The organism is Catellatospora methionotrophica, from assembly GCF_011297335.1.
Lineage (GTDB): Bacteria > Actinomycetota > Actinomycetes > Mycobacteriales > Micromonosporaceae > Catellatospora > Catellatospora methionotrophica.
In genome coordinates this window covers 107,390-119,384 of the sequence record NZ_JAAOTJ010000007.1, presented here as the reverse complement: position 1 = coordinate 119,384, position 11,995 = coordinate 107,390, and the positions used below count along the sequence as shown (strand labels likewise).

Here is an 11,995-nt window from a genome sequence, read left to right as displayed (position 1 = left end):
GCCGGGATCCGCAGCTCAGCCTAGTCAGCGCGGGGACAGGCCATCACGAAAAGCACCTTCTTGCCACATCCGCGCGATACGGCTGGGAAAGTCGGTGACCAGGGGTGGGGCATGGCAGCAGTCGGCACGAGCCCGCGTCGCCGGGCGGCGTACCTGGCCACGGCGATGGGCGTGGTCCACTCCGTGCTGGCGCTGGTGTCGTTCTGGCTGATGCACGACGCGCCCAAGCCGGGATCACCGGACAGCGCGGTGATCGCCTACTACAGCGGCGGGCAGGGCCGCACCGTGCTGACCGTCGGCATCTACCTGCTGCCGCTGTCGGCGATCGCGTTCGTATGGTTCACCGTCGCCCTGCGCATGTGGGTCGCCGAGCACGGGCATCCCGAGCACTTCCTCTTCTCCAACCTGCAGCTCGTCGCGGGCATCGTGTACGCGGCACTGCTGCTGGTCGCGGGGGCGGCGTTCAGCGTGGACGCGGCGGTGGCCGCGCTCGGCGACGGCCCGGTCGACCCGCAGAGCGCCCGCGCCTTCCCGCAGTTCGGCCGGATGCTGGCGGTCATGCTGGACTCCCGCATGGCGGCCATCTTCGTGATGACCACGGCCGGGATCGGCCGGTCCACCAAGGTGCTGCCGTCCTGGTTCGTCTGGCTGAGCTACCCGCTGGGACTGCTGCTGCTGTTCGGGGCGACCCTGCAGACCCGGTTCGCGCTGATCTTCCCGATCTGGGTGCTGCTGCTCGCGGTGCTGCTCACCCTGCGGGTGCACCACACGGGCGCGTCACGCCCCGGCGACCTGACCGCCAGGGCGTGACGCGGGTCGGCACGGCCCGCGTCAGCAGAACCAGCCGTCCTGCACCCAGCCGTTGCGGTTGACGTGGCCGTAGGCGAAGCCGTAGACGTAGCCGCCCTGCTTCGGGCCCTTGACCTGGAAGGTCTGTCCGGCATAGAGCGTGCCCATCCACGCGCCGAGCGGTTCGGTGCGCACGAACAGCGAGTCGGCGCACACGGTCTCCCGCACCCCGACGGTGCCGTTGGCCGCCTGCGCCGCGGACGGCACGGCCAGCAGGGCCAGCCCGGTCACGACCGCGGCGGCGGCACGCAGGGTCCTGTTCACCATGAGTCGTACCCTCCGATGCACTCGATCCGGATGAAGCCCCAGTCGTTGGGCCCGAAGTCGAAGGTCGCCGCCCAGCCGTTGTAGACCGGATGCGCGCCCGGGGTGTGACCGATCTTGTTGCCGTACTCCAGCACCCGCTTGAGCCCGTGCGGGCCGGACGCCGAGTCGTAGTTGTCGTAGAAGCTGGCGCTCTGGCAGACGTTGATCGCGTGCCGGGGCACGACGACGGCCTGGGCCGGGCTCGCGGTGGCGAGCGCACCCATGACCACCAGGGACGCGAGGATCCTCGTGGCGATTCGCATATCCACCCTCTTCACTTGACGTGATCGCGCCAAGCTATCAGGACTGTAGTTTCTGCACAAGAATCGCGCCGTTCGTGAAACTTTCCTTTATAACGGTGATCCGGGCTTCCCGGACGTGGGACACGTCGCGCTCACTAGGCTCTGCTCATGGGGCCGGTCTCTCCGGTTTTCGTGGGCCGACAGGGCGAGACGGACCGGCTGCGGGCGCTCGCCCGGCAGGCGGTGGCCGGACACGGCGTCGCCGTCCTGGTCGAGGGCGAGCCCGGCATCGGCAAGACGTCGCTGCTGGACCGGGTCGCCACGGACTGCGCGAGCCTGGGCATGCGACTGCTCACCGGCGTCGCCGAGGACCTGGAGCAGCAGCTGCCGTTCGCGGCGATCGCCAACTGCCTGGGCATCGGCGCGGCGACGACCGACCCGGAGCTGGCCCGCGTCTCCGGGCTGCTGCGCGGCGAGCAGGCCTTCACGCAGACCCTCGCCGCCGTCAACCACGACTTCGTCATCACCGAGGCGATCCTCGACCTGTTCGACGAGTGGTTCGCGCAGGGACCGGTCGCGATGCTGCTCGACGACGCGCAGTGGGCCGACCCGCAGAGCCTCGTCGTGACGCACCGGCTCGGCCGCGGCATCGACCAGCAGCCGATGCTCCTGGTCGTGGCCACCCGCTCGGCACCACGGGCCGGACCGGTCGACGCGCTCGAACGCAGCCTCGTCGCCCGCGGCGGGCAGGTCATCGAGCTGGCGCCGCTGCCGCCGAGCGAGATCGACACGCTCGCCCACGACCTGCTCGACGCGGACGCCGGGCCCCGGCTGCGGCGGCTGCTGGCCACCGCCGGCGGCAACCCGATGTACGTCACCGAACTGCTGGCCGAGCTGGCCGACGAGGGCGCGCTCGGCGACCGGGACGGCCGCACCGAACTGGTGTGGGACACCGACGAGCTGGCCGGGGGCTGGGTCCCGCCGCCGCTGGCCGAGGTGATCCTGCACCGGCTCGGCTCCCTGCCGCCCGGCGTACGCGACGCGCTGCAGACCGCCGCGGTGTTCGGGCGCACCGTCGACCTGACCGAGCTGTCACGGGCGCTGGGGCGGCCACTGGCCGAGCTGGCCGACGTCGCCGCCAGCGCGGTCGAGGCGGGCATCCTCGCCGACACCGGCACCCGGCTGGAGTTCCGGCAGCCGCTCATCCGGGAGGCGCTCGCCGCGCGGGTGCCGCCCTCGGCGCGGGCCGCGCTGCACGCGCGGGCGGCGCAGCAGCTCGGCACGGACGGGTCGGAGGTGGAGCGCATCGCCGAACACCTGGCGGCGGGCGACGGCGTCGACGAGCGCACGGCACGCTGGCTGATCGAGGTGGCCGACACGCTGACCGCGCGCGCCCCCGCGCTGGCGGTGGACCTGCTGCGGCGGACCCTGCCGCACGCGCCGCCACCGCAGGCGAGCAGGCTGCGCCTGCAGCTGATCCGGGCGCTGCTCTGGCGGGGCGAGCACGCCGAGGCGGAGCGGGTGGCCCGCGCGGCCGTCGCCGCAGGCGACGACCCTGGCGGCGATGGCGACGTGCGCTGGCTGCTCGCGCAGACCTGCTACCGCCGGGGGCGTCTGCGCGAGTCACTGGAGGTGATCCAAGGGGCGCTGGCCGAGGGTAGCGGGGCGGCCGGGTTGAGCGAGGGTGAACGCGGCCGCTTCCACGGTTTCGCGGCCATCTGCCTGTTCTTCCTGGGCCGCTTCGACGAGGCGCGGGCAGCGGCCGGCCAGGCGGTGCGGGCCGGTGCGGCGAGCGGCGACGCGCGCTGCATCGGCATCGGCGACTACGCGCTGGCCATGACGCTGGCCGTGGACGGCGAGATGGAGCAGGCGCTGGCCGCCGCCGACCGGGCCTTCGCCGTGCTGACCGAGGGGGTGCGGCCGGACCTGCAGGTGGACCCGTACACGTTGCGCGGGATGTGCCTGCTGGAGCTGGACCGGCTGGCCGAGGCCGACCGGGCGCTGTCGGCGGCGGTCGCCGCGAACCGGGAGTCCGGCGGGGCGTACCTGCCGATCGCGCACACGCTGCGGGCCCGGCTGCTGTTCCTGGACGGGCGCTGGGACGACGCGCTGGTCGAGATCGAGACCGGGATCGAGCTGCCGGACCTGCTCGGCAGCGCGGTACGGCTACGCGGCATGGCGGACCTGATCGCGGTGCACCGCGGCGCGGCCGTCGACCCGCCCACCGGCACGGGCGCGTCGTACCAGCACCACTTCAGCCGCTGGGCGCGGGCGCTGTGCGTGGAGTCCCAGCAGGGCCCGGCGGCCGCCTTCGCGCTGCTGTACCCGGCCTGGGAGAAGGCGCACGGTCTGGAGCCGCGGCGGCTGGTGTACCGGGTGTGCGCCGACCTGGCCCGGTTCGCGGTCGCCGCCGGTGACCGCGAACAGGCCCGTGCACTGGCCCGGGAGATGGACGAGCTGGTCGCCCAGCAGACCCACCCGAGCCTCACGGCGACCGCGAAGCTGTGCCACGGGCTGGCCGACGACGACCCCGACCTGCTGCTGGCCGCCGCCGTGGACTACCACGAGGCGGGCTGGCCGCTCTACGAGGGCAACGCCTACGAGAACGCCGCTGAGGCGCTGGCCCGGCGGGACCGCCCGGCCCTGGCCCGGCAAACCCTGGACCGGGCACTGGAGCTGTACGGGGCGCTGGAGGCGACCGCCGACATCGCCCGCGCGGAGGCACGGCTGCGGGCGGTGGGCGTACGCCGGGGGGTGCGCGGCCCGCGCAAGCGCCCCAAGCACGGCTGGGACGCGCTCACCGAGACCGAGCGGCGCGTCGCCGCGCTGGTGGCCGGGGGCCTGTCCAACCCCGATGTGGCCGCGCAGATGTTCCTGTCCCGGCGCACTGTGCAGTCGCACGTGTCCAGCATCCTGGCCAAGTTGCAACTCAGCTCACGGGTCGAACTGGCGGTGCTGGCCGCCGAGCGCACCGCGGTCCGGGCGGGCGGCTAGCGGTCACCGCCGGTTGGCCGAAGCCGGGCTGTCCATGGGCGGTTCCAGGTCCGAGGCGTCGTCGATGACGGACTCGGGGTGGGCCGCGACGTACTCGTCGAGCGTGCCGTCGGCGGCCGCCTGGAACATCAGCAGGGTCTGCGGGCTGAGCGCCTGGGTGCCCTTGACCTTCGCCCGGTTGTACATGCCGTTGTTGGTCTTGAGCATGACCAGGTCGGTGGTGGACAGCCCGCGCAGCGTCCAGATGTAGTCGAACAGGTCGGCGTGGCCGGTGTCGAGCTTCAGGGTGCTCCCGGCGGCCTTGAGCAGAGAATTAATCTTGATCGGGTTGGTGATGATCCCGGCCGAGGCCACCTTGTCGCCGACCGCCTTCAGCAGCTGCTGCTGGTGGCGCTGCCGGTCGTAGTCGCCGTACGGGCCGCTCTTGCGCTGGCGCACGAAGTCCAGCGCCTCCCAGCCTTCCATGTCGCGGCAGCCGACGTGGTGCACGTAGCTGTTGGGCAGGAACACCCCGGACTTCTTGCCATAGGCGTACTGCGGCTTGCCGTCGACGACGACGAAGTGGTCCGAGCGGGTCTCGTGGTCGACGCACAGGTGTACGCCGTCCAGCTCGTCGACCACGTTCTTGAACGCGTCGAAGTCGACGACCGCGACGCCGTCGAACTTCAGCCCGGTCAGCGCGTGCACCATGTTCGCGGTCAGCGCCGCCCCACCCTGCCAGCCCTGCCCGTTGCGCGAGCCGTACGTGTAGGCGGCGTTGGCCCTGGTCCGGGCGCCGTAGAAGTTCGCCTTCGGATACGCCGGGATCTGCACCAGGGCGTCGCGCGGGATGGACATCAGGTAGGCCCGGTCGTGCCCGGCGGGCACGTGCAACATGATGATCGTGTCGGCCCGCCCGCTGCCCTCGACCCAGCCGTCCCGGGTGTCCAGGCCCAGCAGCAGCAGGTCGATCGCGCCGCGCAGGTCACGTCCCTCGACGGTCGGCTCCTTGCGCGCCTCGCCCTCCAGCACCGAGCCGGTCTCCACCGCACTGGTCAGGCTGTGCAGGTAGGACTGGGTGACCAGCGCGCCGCCGAAGCCGAGCGCCAGCACGAGCACCATCATGCCGAGCATCAGCACCGCCCACACGGGCAGCCGCCGCCGGCGGGTGCGGAGCGGGGGGATGTCGGGCAGGCCGCGGGGGCTCTCGAGCGGGGTCATCAGTCTCTCCGTGCCGGGGGGTCTCCTGGCGAAGGACCATACCAGTCGTTAAGTAGTGTTTCGCATGTTTAGTCCTATTCACCCACCTCGGGAGGTTTCGCGGGATCCGTTCCGGGTACGGGGAGTGGAGGCATCCGCTGTCTCGAAGGAGTGGACATGGGTATCTCGGACAAGATCAGCAACGAGGCCGAGAACGTCAAGGGCAAGGCCAAAGAGACCACCGGCAAGATGACCGACAACGAGAGCCTGGAAGCCGAGGGCAAGATGGACCAGGCCTCGGCGAAGACGAAGAAGGTCGGCGAGAAGGCCAAGGACGCCATGGGCGACGCCAAGGACGCGGCCAAGGACGCGCTGCGCCGCTGACGACGGACGTCGACGTTGCCGACACGAGAGGCGCCGCCCCGGCCGGGGCGGCGCCTCTCGTCGGGTGCTGGCGCCGGATCTACCGCGCCGTACCGGCCACCGGTCCTCAGTGCTCGGAACCCGAGAAGGGCTCGGACGGGTTGCGTGGGTCGGTGCGCTCCTCGCTGAGACGCTCGGTGTCCTCCTGCCGACGCTGCTCGTCACGGTGCGACTCGTCCCGGGTGTGCTCCAGGCCGGTGCCTCCGGCGGGCTCGATCGGCTCGTACTCCTCCGGGCTGTGATCGGTCATGACGAGTGCGTACCCGCGCCACGGCCTGCACAAACGCCTTCGCGGAGGATGCCGGGTGTATCCTGATCATCTCGGCGACATCCCGTGTTGTGCCCGCCGCGAGCCCGTCGCGACCCTATGATCTGTTGACATGACAGTCAGTGAACAGCTCATCACGGCGAGCAATGAGGAGCGGGCGGACCTGCGCGCCGAGCTGATCACTCTGCTCGACCGCTGGCAGGCCTGGCGCAACGACCCGGCGTACCCGGGCACCGGCCGGGTCGGACCGGCCTGGCAGGCGGGCCTGGACCGGGCCATCGCCGTCACCCGGCAGTCCGTGGACGCGCTGCCGCCCGATCACGACCCCAGCGCCCTGGCCGACCTGACCCAGCCCCTGCTGAGCACGTTCTGGGCGCACCGGCCCGGCCCGATGTCCGAAGTCGTCACCCAGGTGGCGCTGCTGCGGCTGCGCGCCGTCGCGATGCACGGGCGGGTGGCTCGGCAGCTCGCGCAGGAGCTCGCCCAGCAGCCGGTCGGGACCGCCGCTGTGTGATCACCGCGCCGTGTGGTCGTCGGTTTAGGCCCGCCAGGTGCCGGGTACCTGATCGCTGTTGGGGAATGTTCCTCGAGTGGGGAGATTGAAGTGCTCGTTCTAGGCCTGATTCTGTTGCTGCTGGGGTATTTCCTCCACATCAGCATTCTCTGGACGATCGGCCTGATCCTGCTGATCGTCGGCGCGATCCTGTGGATCCTGGGCGCGGTGGGCCGTCCCGTCGGTGGACGACGGCATTATTGGTGACAGGATCTTCGACGTGAAAAGGGGCGCCCGATCGGGCGCCCCTTTTCGCTGCCTGTGCGCGCTACTCCGGCACGGCCGCCGGGCGGGCCGACGCGGTCAGCACGACCGCGATCAGCAGCCCGGCGAGTGCCTGCACCACCGGGATACCGGTGTACAGCTCGGGCAGCGCCTGGCTCGTGACGGCCGCGCCCTCGTGGTCGACGAGCTGCGGCGTGAACAGGGCGCCGATCGCCAGGTACACCGACCAGGTGAACAGCCCGGCCAGGGCGGCCACCGCCCACAGCGCGCGGGGGCGGGTAGGCGAGGGGCGCAGCCACAGCACGGCCAGGTCGGTGAGCACCCCGGCGACCAGCAGGCCGCCGATGAGTTCGAGATTGCCGCCACCGGTGATCGCGGCACAGAGCGCGCCGATCACCGCGTACACCACGGTGACGCTGCCGGGCGGCAGCGCCCAGCGCCGGGCCAGCGCCAGCAGCGGCAGGATCAGCACCAGGTTGGTGACCAGGATCGAGGTCGCCATGTCGGAGCTGAGCCGCTCGTCGATGTTGGTCAGCGCCATCATGATCCGGCCCGGGGTGTACACCAGCGCGTTGGCGTACTGCAGGAACAGCAGCACCAGCGTCGCGCCCAGGGCGATGGACAGCACCGCCGGGAGCAGCCCCGCCAGCCCGCGCGCCGGGTCGGTGCGCCGCGCCCACGCCGTGCGCAGCGGCGTCGTCACGATGACCATCATCGCGGTGACCAGGCCCAGATGGGTGGGGCTGAACAGGATGTCGATGGTCTGCTCGACCCCGAAAACCACGTGCCAGAGCATGTCACCGAGGCCTGCCAGGGCGAACCCGCCGATCGCCAGCACCGCCGCCGGGTAACCGGCCGGCATGGCCCGCAGGTCGGGCAGCCGACCACCGCGGAACGCGGCCCGGCACGTCCACAGGATCCAGCCCGCGGTCACGATGAATCCCCAGTAGAACACCGCGTGCCACGGCGTGAAGAACGTCTCCAGTTCGGGCACGTTGTTGTGCGCCCACGCGTCGACCATCAGGCCGATGGTGAACCAGGTGCCCAGCAGCACCGTCACCAGGTCGGTGCGGTAGGACGTCACCGGCCGGTCAGGACCGGCCGCCGTGGCGGCCTGTTCGGGTGCGGTGCTGACCATGTGGATCCCCATCCTGCCGAGCCGACCCCGTGGCGGGACACAGGATATCGCCGTCGATCACCGCTCGCCGTCCCGTGACAACGGCCCCGGACGGCGCAGGCGGTGATCCGGGCAGCTCAGGGAGCGACGGTCGGCGACGCGGGGGCGGCGGGCGCGGTGGGCGCGGGCAGCGGCATGCCGCCACCGGGCGGCGGGTTCAGCGGGAACGGCCACGGCATCGGCTGACCGTCCAGGTCGTGCCTGCGCAGCCGGTCCTGCAGCCGTTGCTGGCGGTCCTGGTCGCGCAGCCGCTGGGGACGCGGACGGTCGTCGCGATCGCGCAGCCCGCCCCACGGTCCGCGGTCGTCGCGGTCGTCGCGGTCGAAACGGTGGTTGCCGTGGTGATGCCCCGCCACCAGGCCGACCGCCAGACCGAGTCCACCGCAGACCAGGCCGCCGAGCACGAAGGCGATCAGCAACCCGGCCAGCATTCCCCCCGGCGGGCGGCGCCAGGCGCGGGCGGGCCTCGTGGGCCGGGGCTCCGGGGCGGGCTCGGCGACGGTGTCGTCGACCGGCGGCTGCGGCTCGGTGGTCATGCGGGCTCCCAGGGGGTACGGCGGGAGGCCTGCGCTGCCGCGCGGGCCGGGTACCACTGTGACACCGCGCGGCGGATCGCGGTAGCCGCGCGTGGTACACATGGGCCGGTGGACGCTGAGGAGGAGCCGGGCGGACGGCGGATGGCCGATCTCGTGCTCGACGCCGCCCGCGACTGCGTGCTGGCCTACGGGGTGCGCCGTACGACGGTGACGGACGTGGCACGCCGGGCCGGGGTGTCCCGAATGTCGGTGTACCGCCGCTGGCCCGACGTGCAGAGCCTGGTCGCCGACCTGATGAGCCGCGAGTGGCACCGCGTGATCGTGGACGCGGCGCGGCAGGCCGCCGCCGCCGACGGGCCGCTGCGCTCCCGGCTGGTGGCCCAGTCCGTGGCCGCCGCGGCGACGCTGCGCACCCACCCGCTGCTGCGCAAGATCCTGGAAGTGGACCCGGAGATCCTGCTGCCGTACATGCTGGACCGGCGCGGGGCCGGGCAGGAGGAGATGCTCGGCTTCCTGGTCGAGATGATCGCGGCGGGACAGACCGAGGGCTCGATCCGCACCGGGGACCCGGCCCGGCTGGCCCGCGCGGTCCTGCTGACGGCGCAGTCGTTCGTCCTGTCCGTGGCCACGGTGTCCGACGGCCACGCCCCGTCCGACTTCGACGAGGAACTGACCCTGCTCCTCGACCGCTACCTCTCCCCCGCCGGGCAGAGCCGGTAGCCACGCGGCGGTCAGGGTGGGGCGAGGAGGGTAAGTGCGGCGGGCAGGACGTGGATGGACAGGGTGCCGAGGGTGGTGAGGGGGTCGCCGTCGGCGTAGGCGGGGACGGGGCGGTCGGTGGAGACGGTGACCGTGGTGCCACGTAGGACGGTGACCTGGGGGCGGCGTACGTGGGTGCCGGTGCGCATCTCGCGCAGGATCAGCGGGAACAGCGACTTGGACACCTCGCCGAGCACGACCACGTCGAGCAGGCCGTCGTCGACGGCCGCGCCGGGCGCGACGTGCAGGCCGCCGCCGTAGTAGCCGGAGTTGGCCACCACCACCGAGTACGCCCGCGTCGACAGTTCACGGCCGTCGACGGTGAGCCGGTAGACCGTGGGCCGCCAGCCTACCAGCGCACGTGCCCCGGCCAGCGGGTATACCAGTCCGGCCGGGGTGAACCGGGCACGGTTGGCGCGCTCGTTCGCGGCGGCGTCGACCCCGGCGTACACGCTGCCGAGCACGGTCTCGCCGCCCGCGTCGAGCACGTCGACGTGTCGTGGCAACCCGTGCAGCAGCAGGTCCGCGACGTCCTCGGGGCGGTTCGGCAGGCCGAGCTGACGGGCCAGGTCGTTGCCCCGCCCGGCGGGCACCACGCCGAGCACGCCGCCGGTGCCCGCCAGTGCCGCGCCGAGGCAGCGCAGCGTGCCGTCACCCCCGGCGGCCAGCGCGATCTCACCGTCGACGGCGCAGCGCCGGGCGACCTCGCGGGCCTGCCCGACACTGCCGGTGTACTCGACGCGCACCCGCGCCCCGCCCGCGCGCAGCAGTTGCGCGACCGGCATCAGCCGGGCCAGCCCACGCCGCGCGGCGGGTCCGACCACGGCCGTGAACGACCTGTCCATCAGGACTCGACGAGGATGCCCGGGTTCAGCACCCCGGCCGGGTCGAGTTCACGTTTGACGGCGCGCAGCACGTCGACGCCGAGCGGCCCGACCTCCTGGGCGAACCAGTCGCGGTGCTCGGTGCCGACGCCGTGGTGGTGGCTGATGGTCCCGCCCGCCGCGATGATCGCGTCGCTGGCCGCCGCCTTGGCCCGCTGCCAGCGCGCCACCGGCTCGTCGGCGTACGCGGTGACGACGGTGAAGTAGAGGGAGGCCCCGGTCTCGTACACGTGCGAGACGTGGCACAGCACCATCGACGGCACGGGCAGCGCCGCGAACAGCGCTTCGCGCACGGCCTCGTACAGGCCGGGCAGCGCCGACCAGAACGCGGCGGTCTCCAGCGTCTCGGCGAACGCGCCCGCGTCGATCAGCGCGTCACGCAGGTACGGCGCGTCGAACCGGTGCGCGGCCCACTGCTCGCCCGGCTCCGTGCCCAGCTCCTGCCCGCCGCATTCGCGCAGCACCGCGGCGGTCTGCGCGGCGGCGTGGCCGACCGACGCGCCCTCGTGGCCGACGACCATCAGGCAGCCGCCGTCGCCGCGTCCCCGGCCGGTCGCGCCGAGCATGGTCTCGACCTCGTCGGACAGCCGCAGCACGGTCGGCCGCGGACCGTCCTGGGCCAGCCGCCGCGCCGCCGCGGCACCGTCGGCGAAGGACGCGAACCGCCAGCCTTCGTAGCGCCGTTCGGCGGCGAGCGGGCGGACCCGTACGGTCACGTCGGTGATCACGCCGAACGCGCCCTCCGAGCCGAGGAACAGGCGGCGCAGGTCGGGTCCGGCCGACGACGCGGGGGCACGGCCGGTGGCGATCGTGCCGCGCGGGGTGGCCACGGTCATCCCGACGACCATGTCGTCGAAGCGTCCGTAGCCCGCCGAGGCCTGTCCGGACGAGCGGGTGGCGGCGAAGCCGCCGATGGTGGCGTACTCGTACGACTGCGGGACGTGGCCCAGGGTGAACCCGTGCTCGGCCAGCAGCGCGTCGGCACGCGGCGCGGGCAGCCCGGCCTGCAGCACCGCGGTGCGCGACACGGGGTCGACCGCGACCAGCCGGTCGAGTCGGCGCAGGTCGAGGCTGATGTACGCGCCGACGGCGGCCTGCTCCGTCGCGGTCCCGTCGGTCGCCGGAGTGCCGATGGGGTGCGGTGCGGGCTTGCCGAGCTGCGGGGTGAGGCCGCCGACGACCGAGGTGCCGCCGCCGAAGGGGACCACCGCCAGCCCGTGGTCGACGCAGGTGGCGAGGAGCGCGAGCACCTGGTCGTGGTCGGCCGGGGCGACGACGGCGGACGGCAGTGCGGGCAGCTCGCCCGAGCGCTGGTGGAACAGGTCGGGCGTGGACTTGCCCGTCGCGTGCACGGCCCGCTCGGCGATCCCGGTGCTGACCTGCTCCGCGCCGACGACCTCGGCCAGCGCGGCCAACGCCTGATCGGACAGCGGGGACACCGGCACGGCGACGGCCTCCGGGGCGACCGGGGCAACCGGCGGCGTGACCTCGAAGACCTGTTTGAGCAGTCCCGCCACGGCTTCGGGCAGCGGCTTCGCGTGCTCCGGTGTGCCCCAGCGCGCCCAGCCCGCGCGCCGCTCTTCCCGCATCGCATCCATGT

The 11,995-nt window shown here is 72.8% G+C and carries 14 protein-coding genes; 6 read left to right on the top strand and 8 right to left on the bottom strand.

Translation table 11 applies throughout. The features are described 5' to 3' along the window. The first annotated feature begins 111 nt into the window (after nucleotides 1-111). Nucleotides 112-810 carry a hypothetical protein gene (locus HAV40_RS18420; RefSeq protein ID WP_166382872.1) on the top strand — a complete coding sequence of 233 codons (699 nt, stop codon included), beginning with the start codon at nucleotides 112-114 and terminating at the stop codon, nucleotides 808-810. A 21-nt stretch (nucleotides 811-831) separates the two neighbouring features. On the opposite strand, the gene HAV40_RS18415 is transcribed toward HAV40_RS18420, so the two are convergent. Further along, entirely contained in the window at nucleotides 832-1,116 is a 285-nt protein-coding gene (locus HAV40_RS18415; protein ID WP_166382871.1) for a hypothetical protein, read from the bottom strand. Next, a complete protein-coding gene (locus tag HAV40_RS18410; RefSeq protein ID WP_239085980.1) occupies nucleotides 1,110-1,418 on the bottom strand; it encodes a hypothetical protein in 309 nt (102 codons plus the stop codon). The genes HAV40_RS18415 and HAV40_RS18410 overlap by 7 nt, the downstream gene beginning before the upstream one ends. A gap of 147 nt (nucleotides 1,419-1,565) precedes the next feature. On the opposite strand from HAV40_RS18410, the gene HAV40_RS18405 reads away from it, so the two are divergent. After that, nucleotides 1,566-4,391: an ATP-binding protein gene (locus HAV40_RS18405; protein WP_166382870.1), complete on the top strand. Its 2,826-nt coding sequence runs from the start codon at nucleotides 1,566-1,568 to the stop codon at nucleotides 4,389-4,391. Between the two features lie 3 nt (nucleotides 4,392-4,394). On the opposite strand, the gene HAV40_RS18400 is transcribed toward HAV40_RS18405, so the two are convergent. After that, nucleotides 4,395-5,591, bottom strand: coding sequence for an LCP family protein (locus HAV40_RS18400; RefSeq protein WP_166382869.1), 1,197 nt, complete (start codon nucleotides 5,589-5,591; stop codon nucleotides 4,395-4,397). 156 nt (nucleotides 5,592-5,747) lie between these two features. Between HAV40_RS18400 and HAV40_RS18395 the strand changes: the two genes are divergently transcribed. Then, nucleotides 5,748-5,954, top strand: a complete 207-nt coding sequence (locus HAV40_RS18395) for a CsbD family protein (protein WP_166382868.1) — start codon at nucleotides 5,748-5,750, stop codon at nucleotides 5,952-5,954. 106 nt (nucleotides 5,955-6,060) lie between these two features. Here the strand turns inward: HAV40_RS18395 and HAV40_RS18390 are convergent, their stop codons facing one another. Further along, entirely contained in the window at nucleotides 6,061-6,243 is a 183-nt protein-coding gene (locus tag HAV40_RS18390) for a hypothetical protein (protein WP_166382867.1), read from the bottom strand. 130 nt (nucleotides 6,244-6,373) lie between these two features. On the opposite strand from HAV40_RS18390, the gene HAV40_RS18385 reads away from it, so the two are divergent. Together HAV40_RS18385 and HAV40_RS18380 are read left to right on the top strand one after the other, a co-directional pair. Next, nucleotides 6,374-6,775: a hypothetical protein gene (locus tag HAV40_RS18385; RefSeq protein ID WP_166382866.1), complete on the top strand. Its 402-nt coding sequence runs from the start codon at nucleotides 6,374-6,376 to the stop codon at nucleotides 6,773-6,775. 90 nt (nucleotides 6,776-6,865) lie between these two features. After that, on the top strand, nucleotides 6,866-7,021 hold the full coding sequence (locus tag HAV40_RS18380) for a DUF6131 family protein (protein WP_166382865.1): 156 nt from the start codon (nucleotides 6,866-6,868) through the stop codon (nucleotides 7,019-7,021). A 61-nt stretch (nucleotides 7,022-7,082) separates the two neighbouring features. On the opposite strand, the gene HAV40_RS18375 is transcribed toward HAV40_RS18380, so the two are convergent. Together HAV40_RS18375 and HAV40_RS18370 are read right to left on the bottom strand one after the other, a co-directional pair. Further along, entirely contained in the window at nucleotides 7,083-8,177 is a 1,095-nt protein-coding gene (locus tag HAV40_RS18375) for a hypothetical protein (RefSeq protein ID WP_166382864.1), read from the bottom strand. A 116-nt stretch (nucleotides 8,178-8,293) separates the two neighbouring features. Beyond that, the gene (locus HAV40_RS18370) at nucleotides 8,294-8,752 is read right to left on the bottom strand and encodes a hypothetical protein (RefSeq protein ID WP_166382863.1); all 459 of its coding nucleotides are present in this window, start codon (nucleotides 8,750-8,752) and stop codon (nucleotides 8,294-8,296) included. 141 nt (nucleotides 8,753-8,893) lie between these two features. Here HAV40_RS18370 and HAV40_RS18365 point away from each other — a divergent pair, with 141 nt between their 5' ends. Beyond that, nucleotides 8,894-9,472 carry a TetR/AcrR family transcriptional regulator gene (locus HAV40_RS18365; protein WP_166383167.1) on the top strand — a complete coding sequence of 193 codons (579 nt, stop codon included), beginning with the start codon at nucleotides 8,894-8,896 and terminating at the stop codon, nucleotides 9,470-9,472. A gap of 11 nt (nucleotides 9,473-9,483) precedes the next feature. Here the strand turns inward: HAV40_RS18365 and HAV40_RS18360 are convergent, their stop codons facing one another. Both HAV40_RS18360 and HAV40_RS18355 read right to left on the bottom strand, forming a co-directional pair. Beyond that, a complete protein-coding gene (locus tag HAV40_RS18360; RefSeq protein ID WP_166382862.1) occupies nucleotides 9,484-10,356 on the bottom strand; it encodes a diacylglycerol/lipid kinase family protein in 873 nt (290 codons plus the stop codon). Further along, the gene (locus tag HAV40_RS18355; protein WP_166383165.1) at nucleotides 10,356-11,984 is read right to left on the bottom strand and encodes an FAD-binding oxidoreductase; all 1,629 of its coding nucleotides are present in this window, start codon (nucleotides 11,982-11,984) and stop codon (nucleotides 10,356-10,358) included. Before HAV40_RS18355 ends, HAV40_RS18360 begins: the two co-directional genes overlap by 1 nt. Nucleotides 11,985-11,995: the final 11 nt, after the last annotated feature.

Bases quoted from the DNA above. Each gene is read 5' to 3' on its own strand.
- HAV40_RS18420 (WP_166382872.1), top strand. From the start codon at position 112: ATGGCAGCAGTCGGCACGAGCCCGCGTCGCCGGGCGGCGTACCTGGCC.
- HAV40_RS18415 (WP_166382871.1), bottom strand. From the start codon at position 1,116: ATGGTGAACAGGACCCTGCGTGCCGCCGCCGCGGTCGTGACCGGGCTG.
- HAV40_RS18410 (WP_239085980.1), bottom strand. From the start codon at position 1,418: ATGCGAATCGCCACGAGGATCCTCGCGTCCCTGGTGGTCATGGGTGCG.
- HAV40_RS18405 (WP_166382870.1), top strand. From the start codon at position 1,566: ATGGGGCCGGTCTCTCCGGTTTTCGTGGGCCGACAGGGCGAGACGGAC.
- HAV40_RS18400 (WP_166382869.1), bottom strand. From the start codon at position 5,591: ATGACCCCGCTCGAGAGCCCCCGCGGCCTGCCCGACATCCCCCCGCTC.
- HAV40_RS18395 (WP_166382868.1), top strand. From the start codon at position 5,748: ATGGGTATCTCGGACAAGATCAGCAACGAGGCCGAGAACGTCAAGGGC.
- HAV40_RS18390 (WP_166382867.1), bottom strand. From the start codon at position 6,243: ATGACCGATCACAGCCCGGAGGAGTACGAGCCGATCGAGCCCGCCGGA.
- HAV40_RS18385 (WP_166382866.1), top strand. From the start codon at position 6,374: ATGACAGTCAGTGAACAGCTCATCACGGCGAGCAATGAGGAGCGGGCG.
- HAV40_RS18375 (WP_166382864.1), bottom strand. From the start codon at position 8,177: ATGGTCAGCACCGCACCCGAACAGGCCGCCACGGCGGCCGGTCCTGAC.
- HAV40_RS18370 (WP_166382863.1), bottom strand. From the start codon at position 8,752: ATGACCACCGAGCCGCAGCCGCCGGTCGACGACACCGTCGCCGAGCCC.
- HAV40_RS18365 (WP_166383167.1), top strand. From the start codon at position 8,894: ATGGCCGATCTCGTGCTCGACGCCGCCCGCGACTGCGTGCTGGCCTAC.
- HAV40_RS18360 (WP_166382862.1), bottom strand. From the start codon at position 10,356: ATGGACAGGTCGTTCACGGCCGTGGTCGGACCCGCCGCGCGGCGTGGG.
- HAV40_RS18355 (WP_166383165.1), bottom strand. From the start codon at position 11,984: ATGCGGGAAGAGCGGCGCGCGGGCTGGGCGCGCTGGGGCACACCGGAG.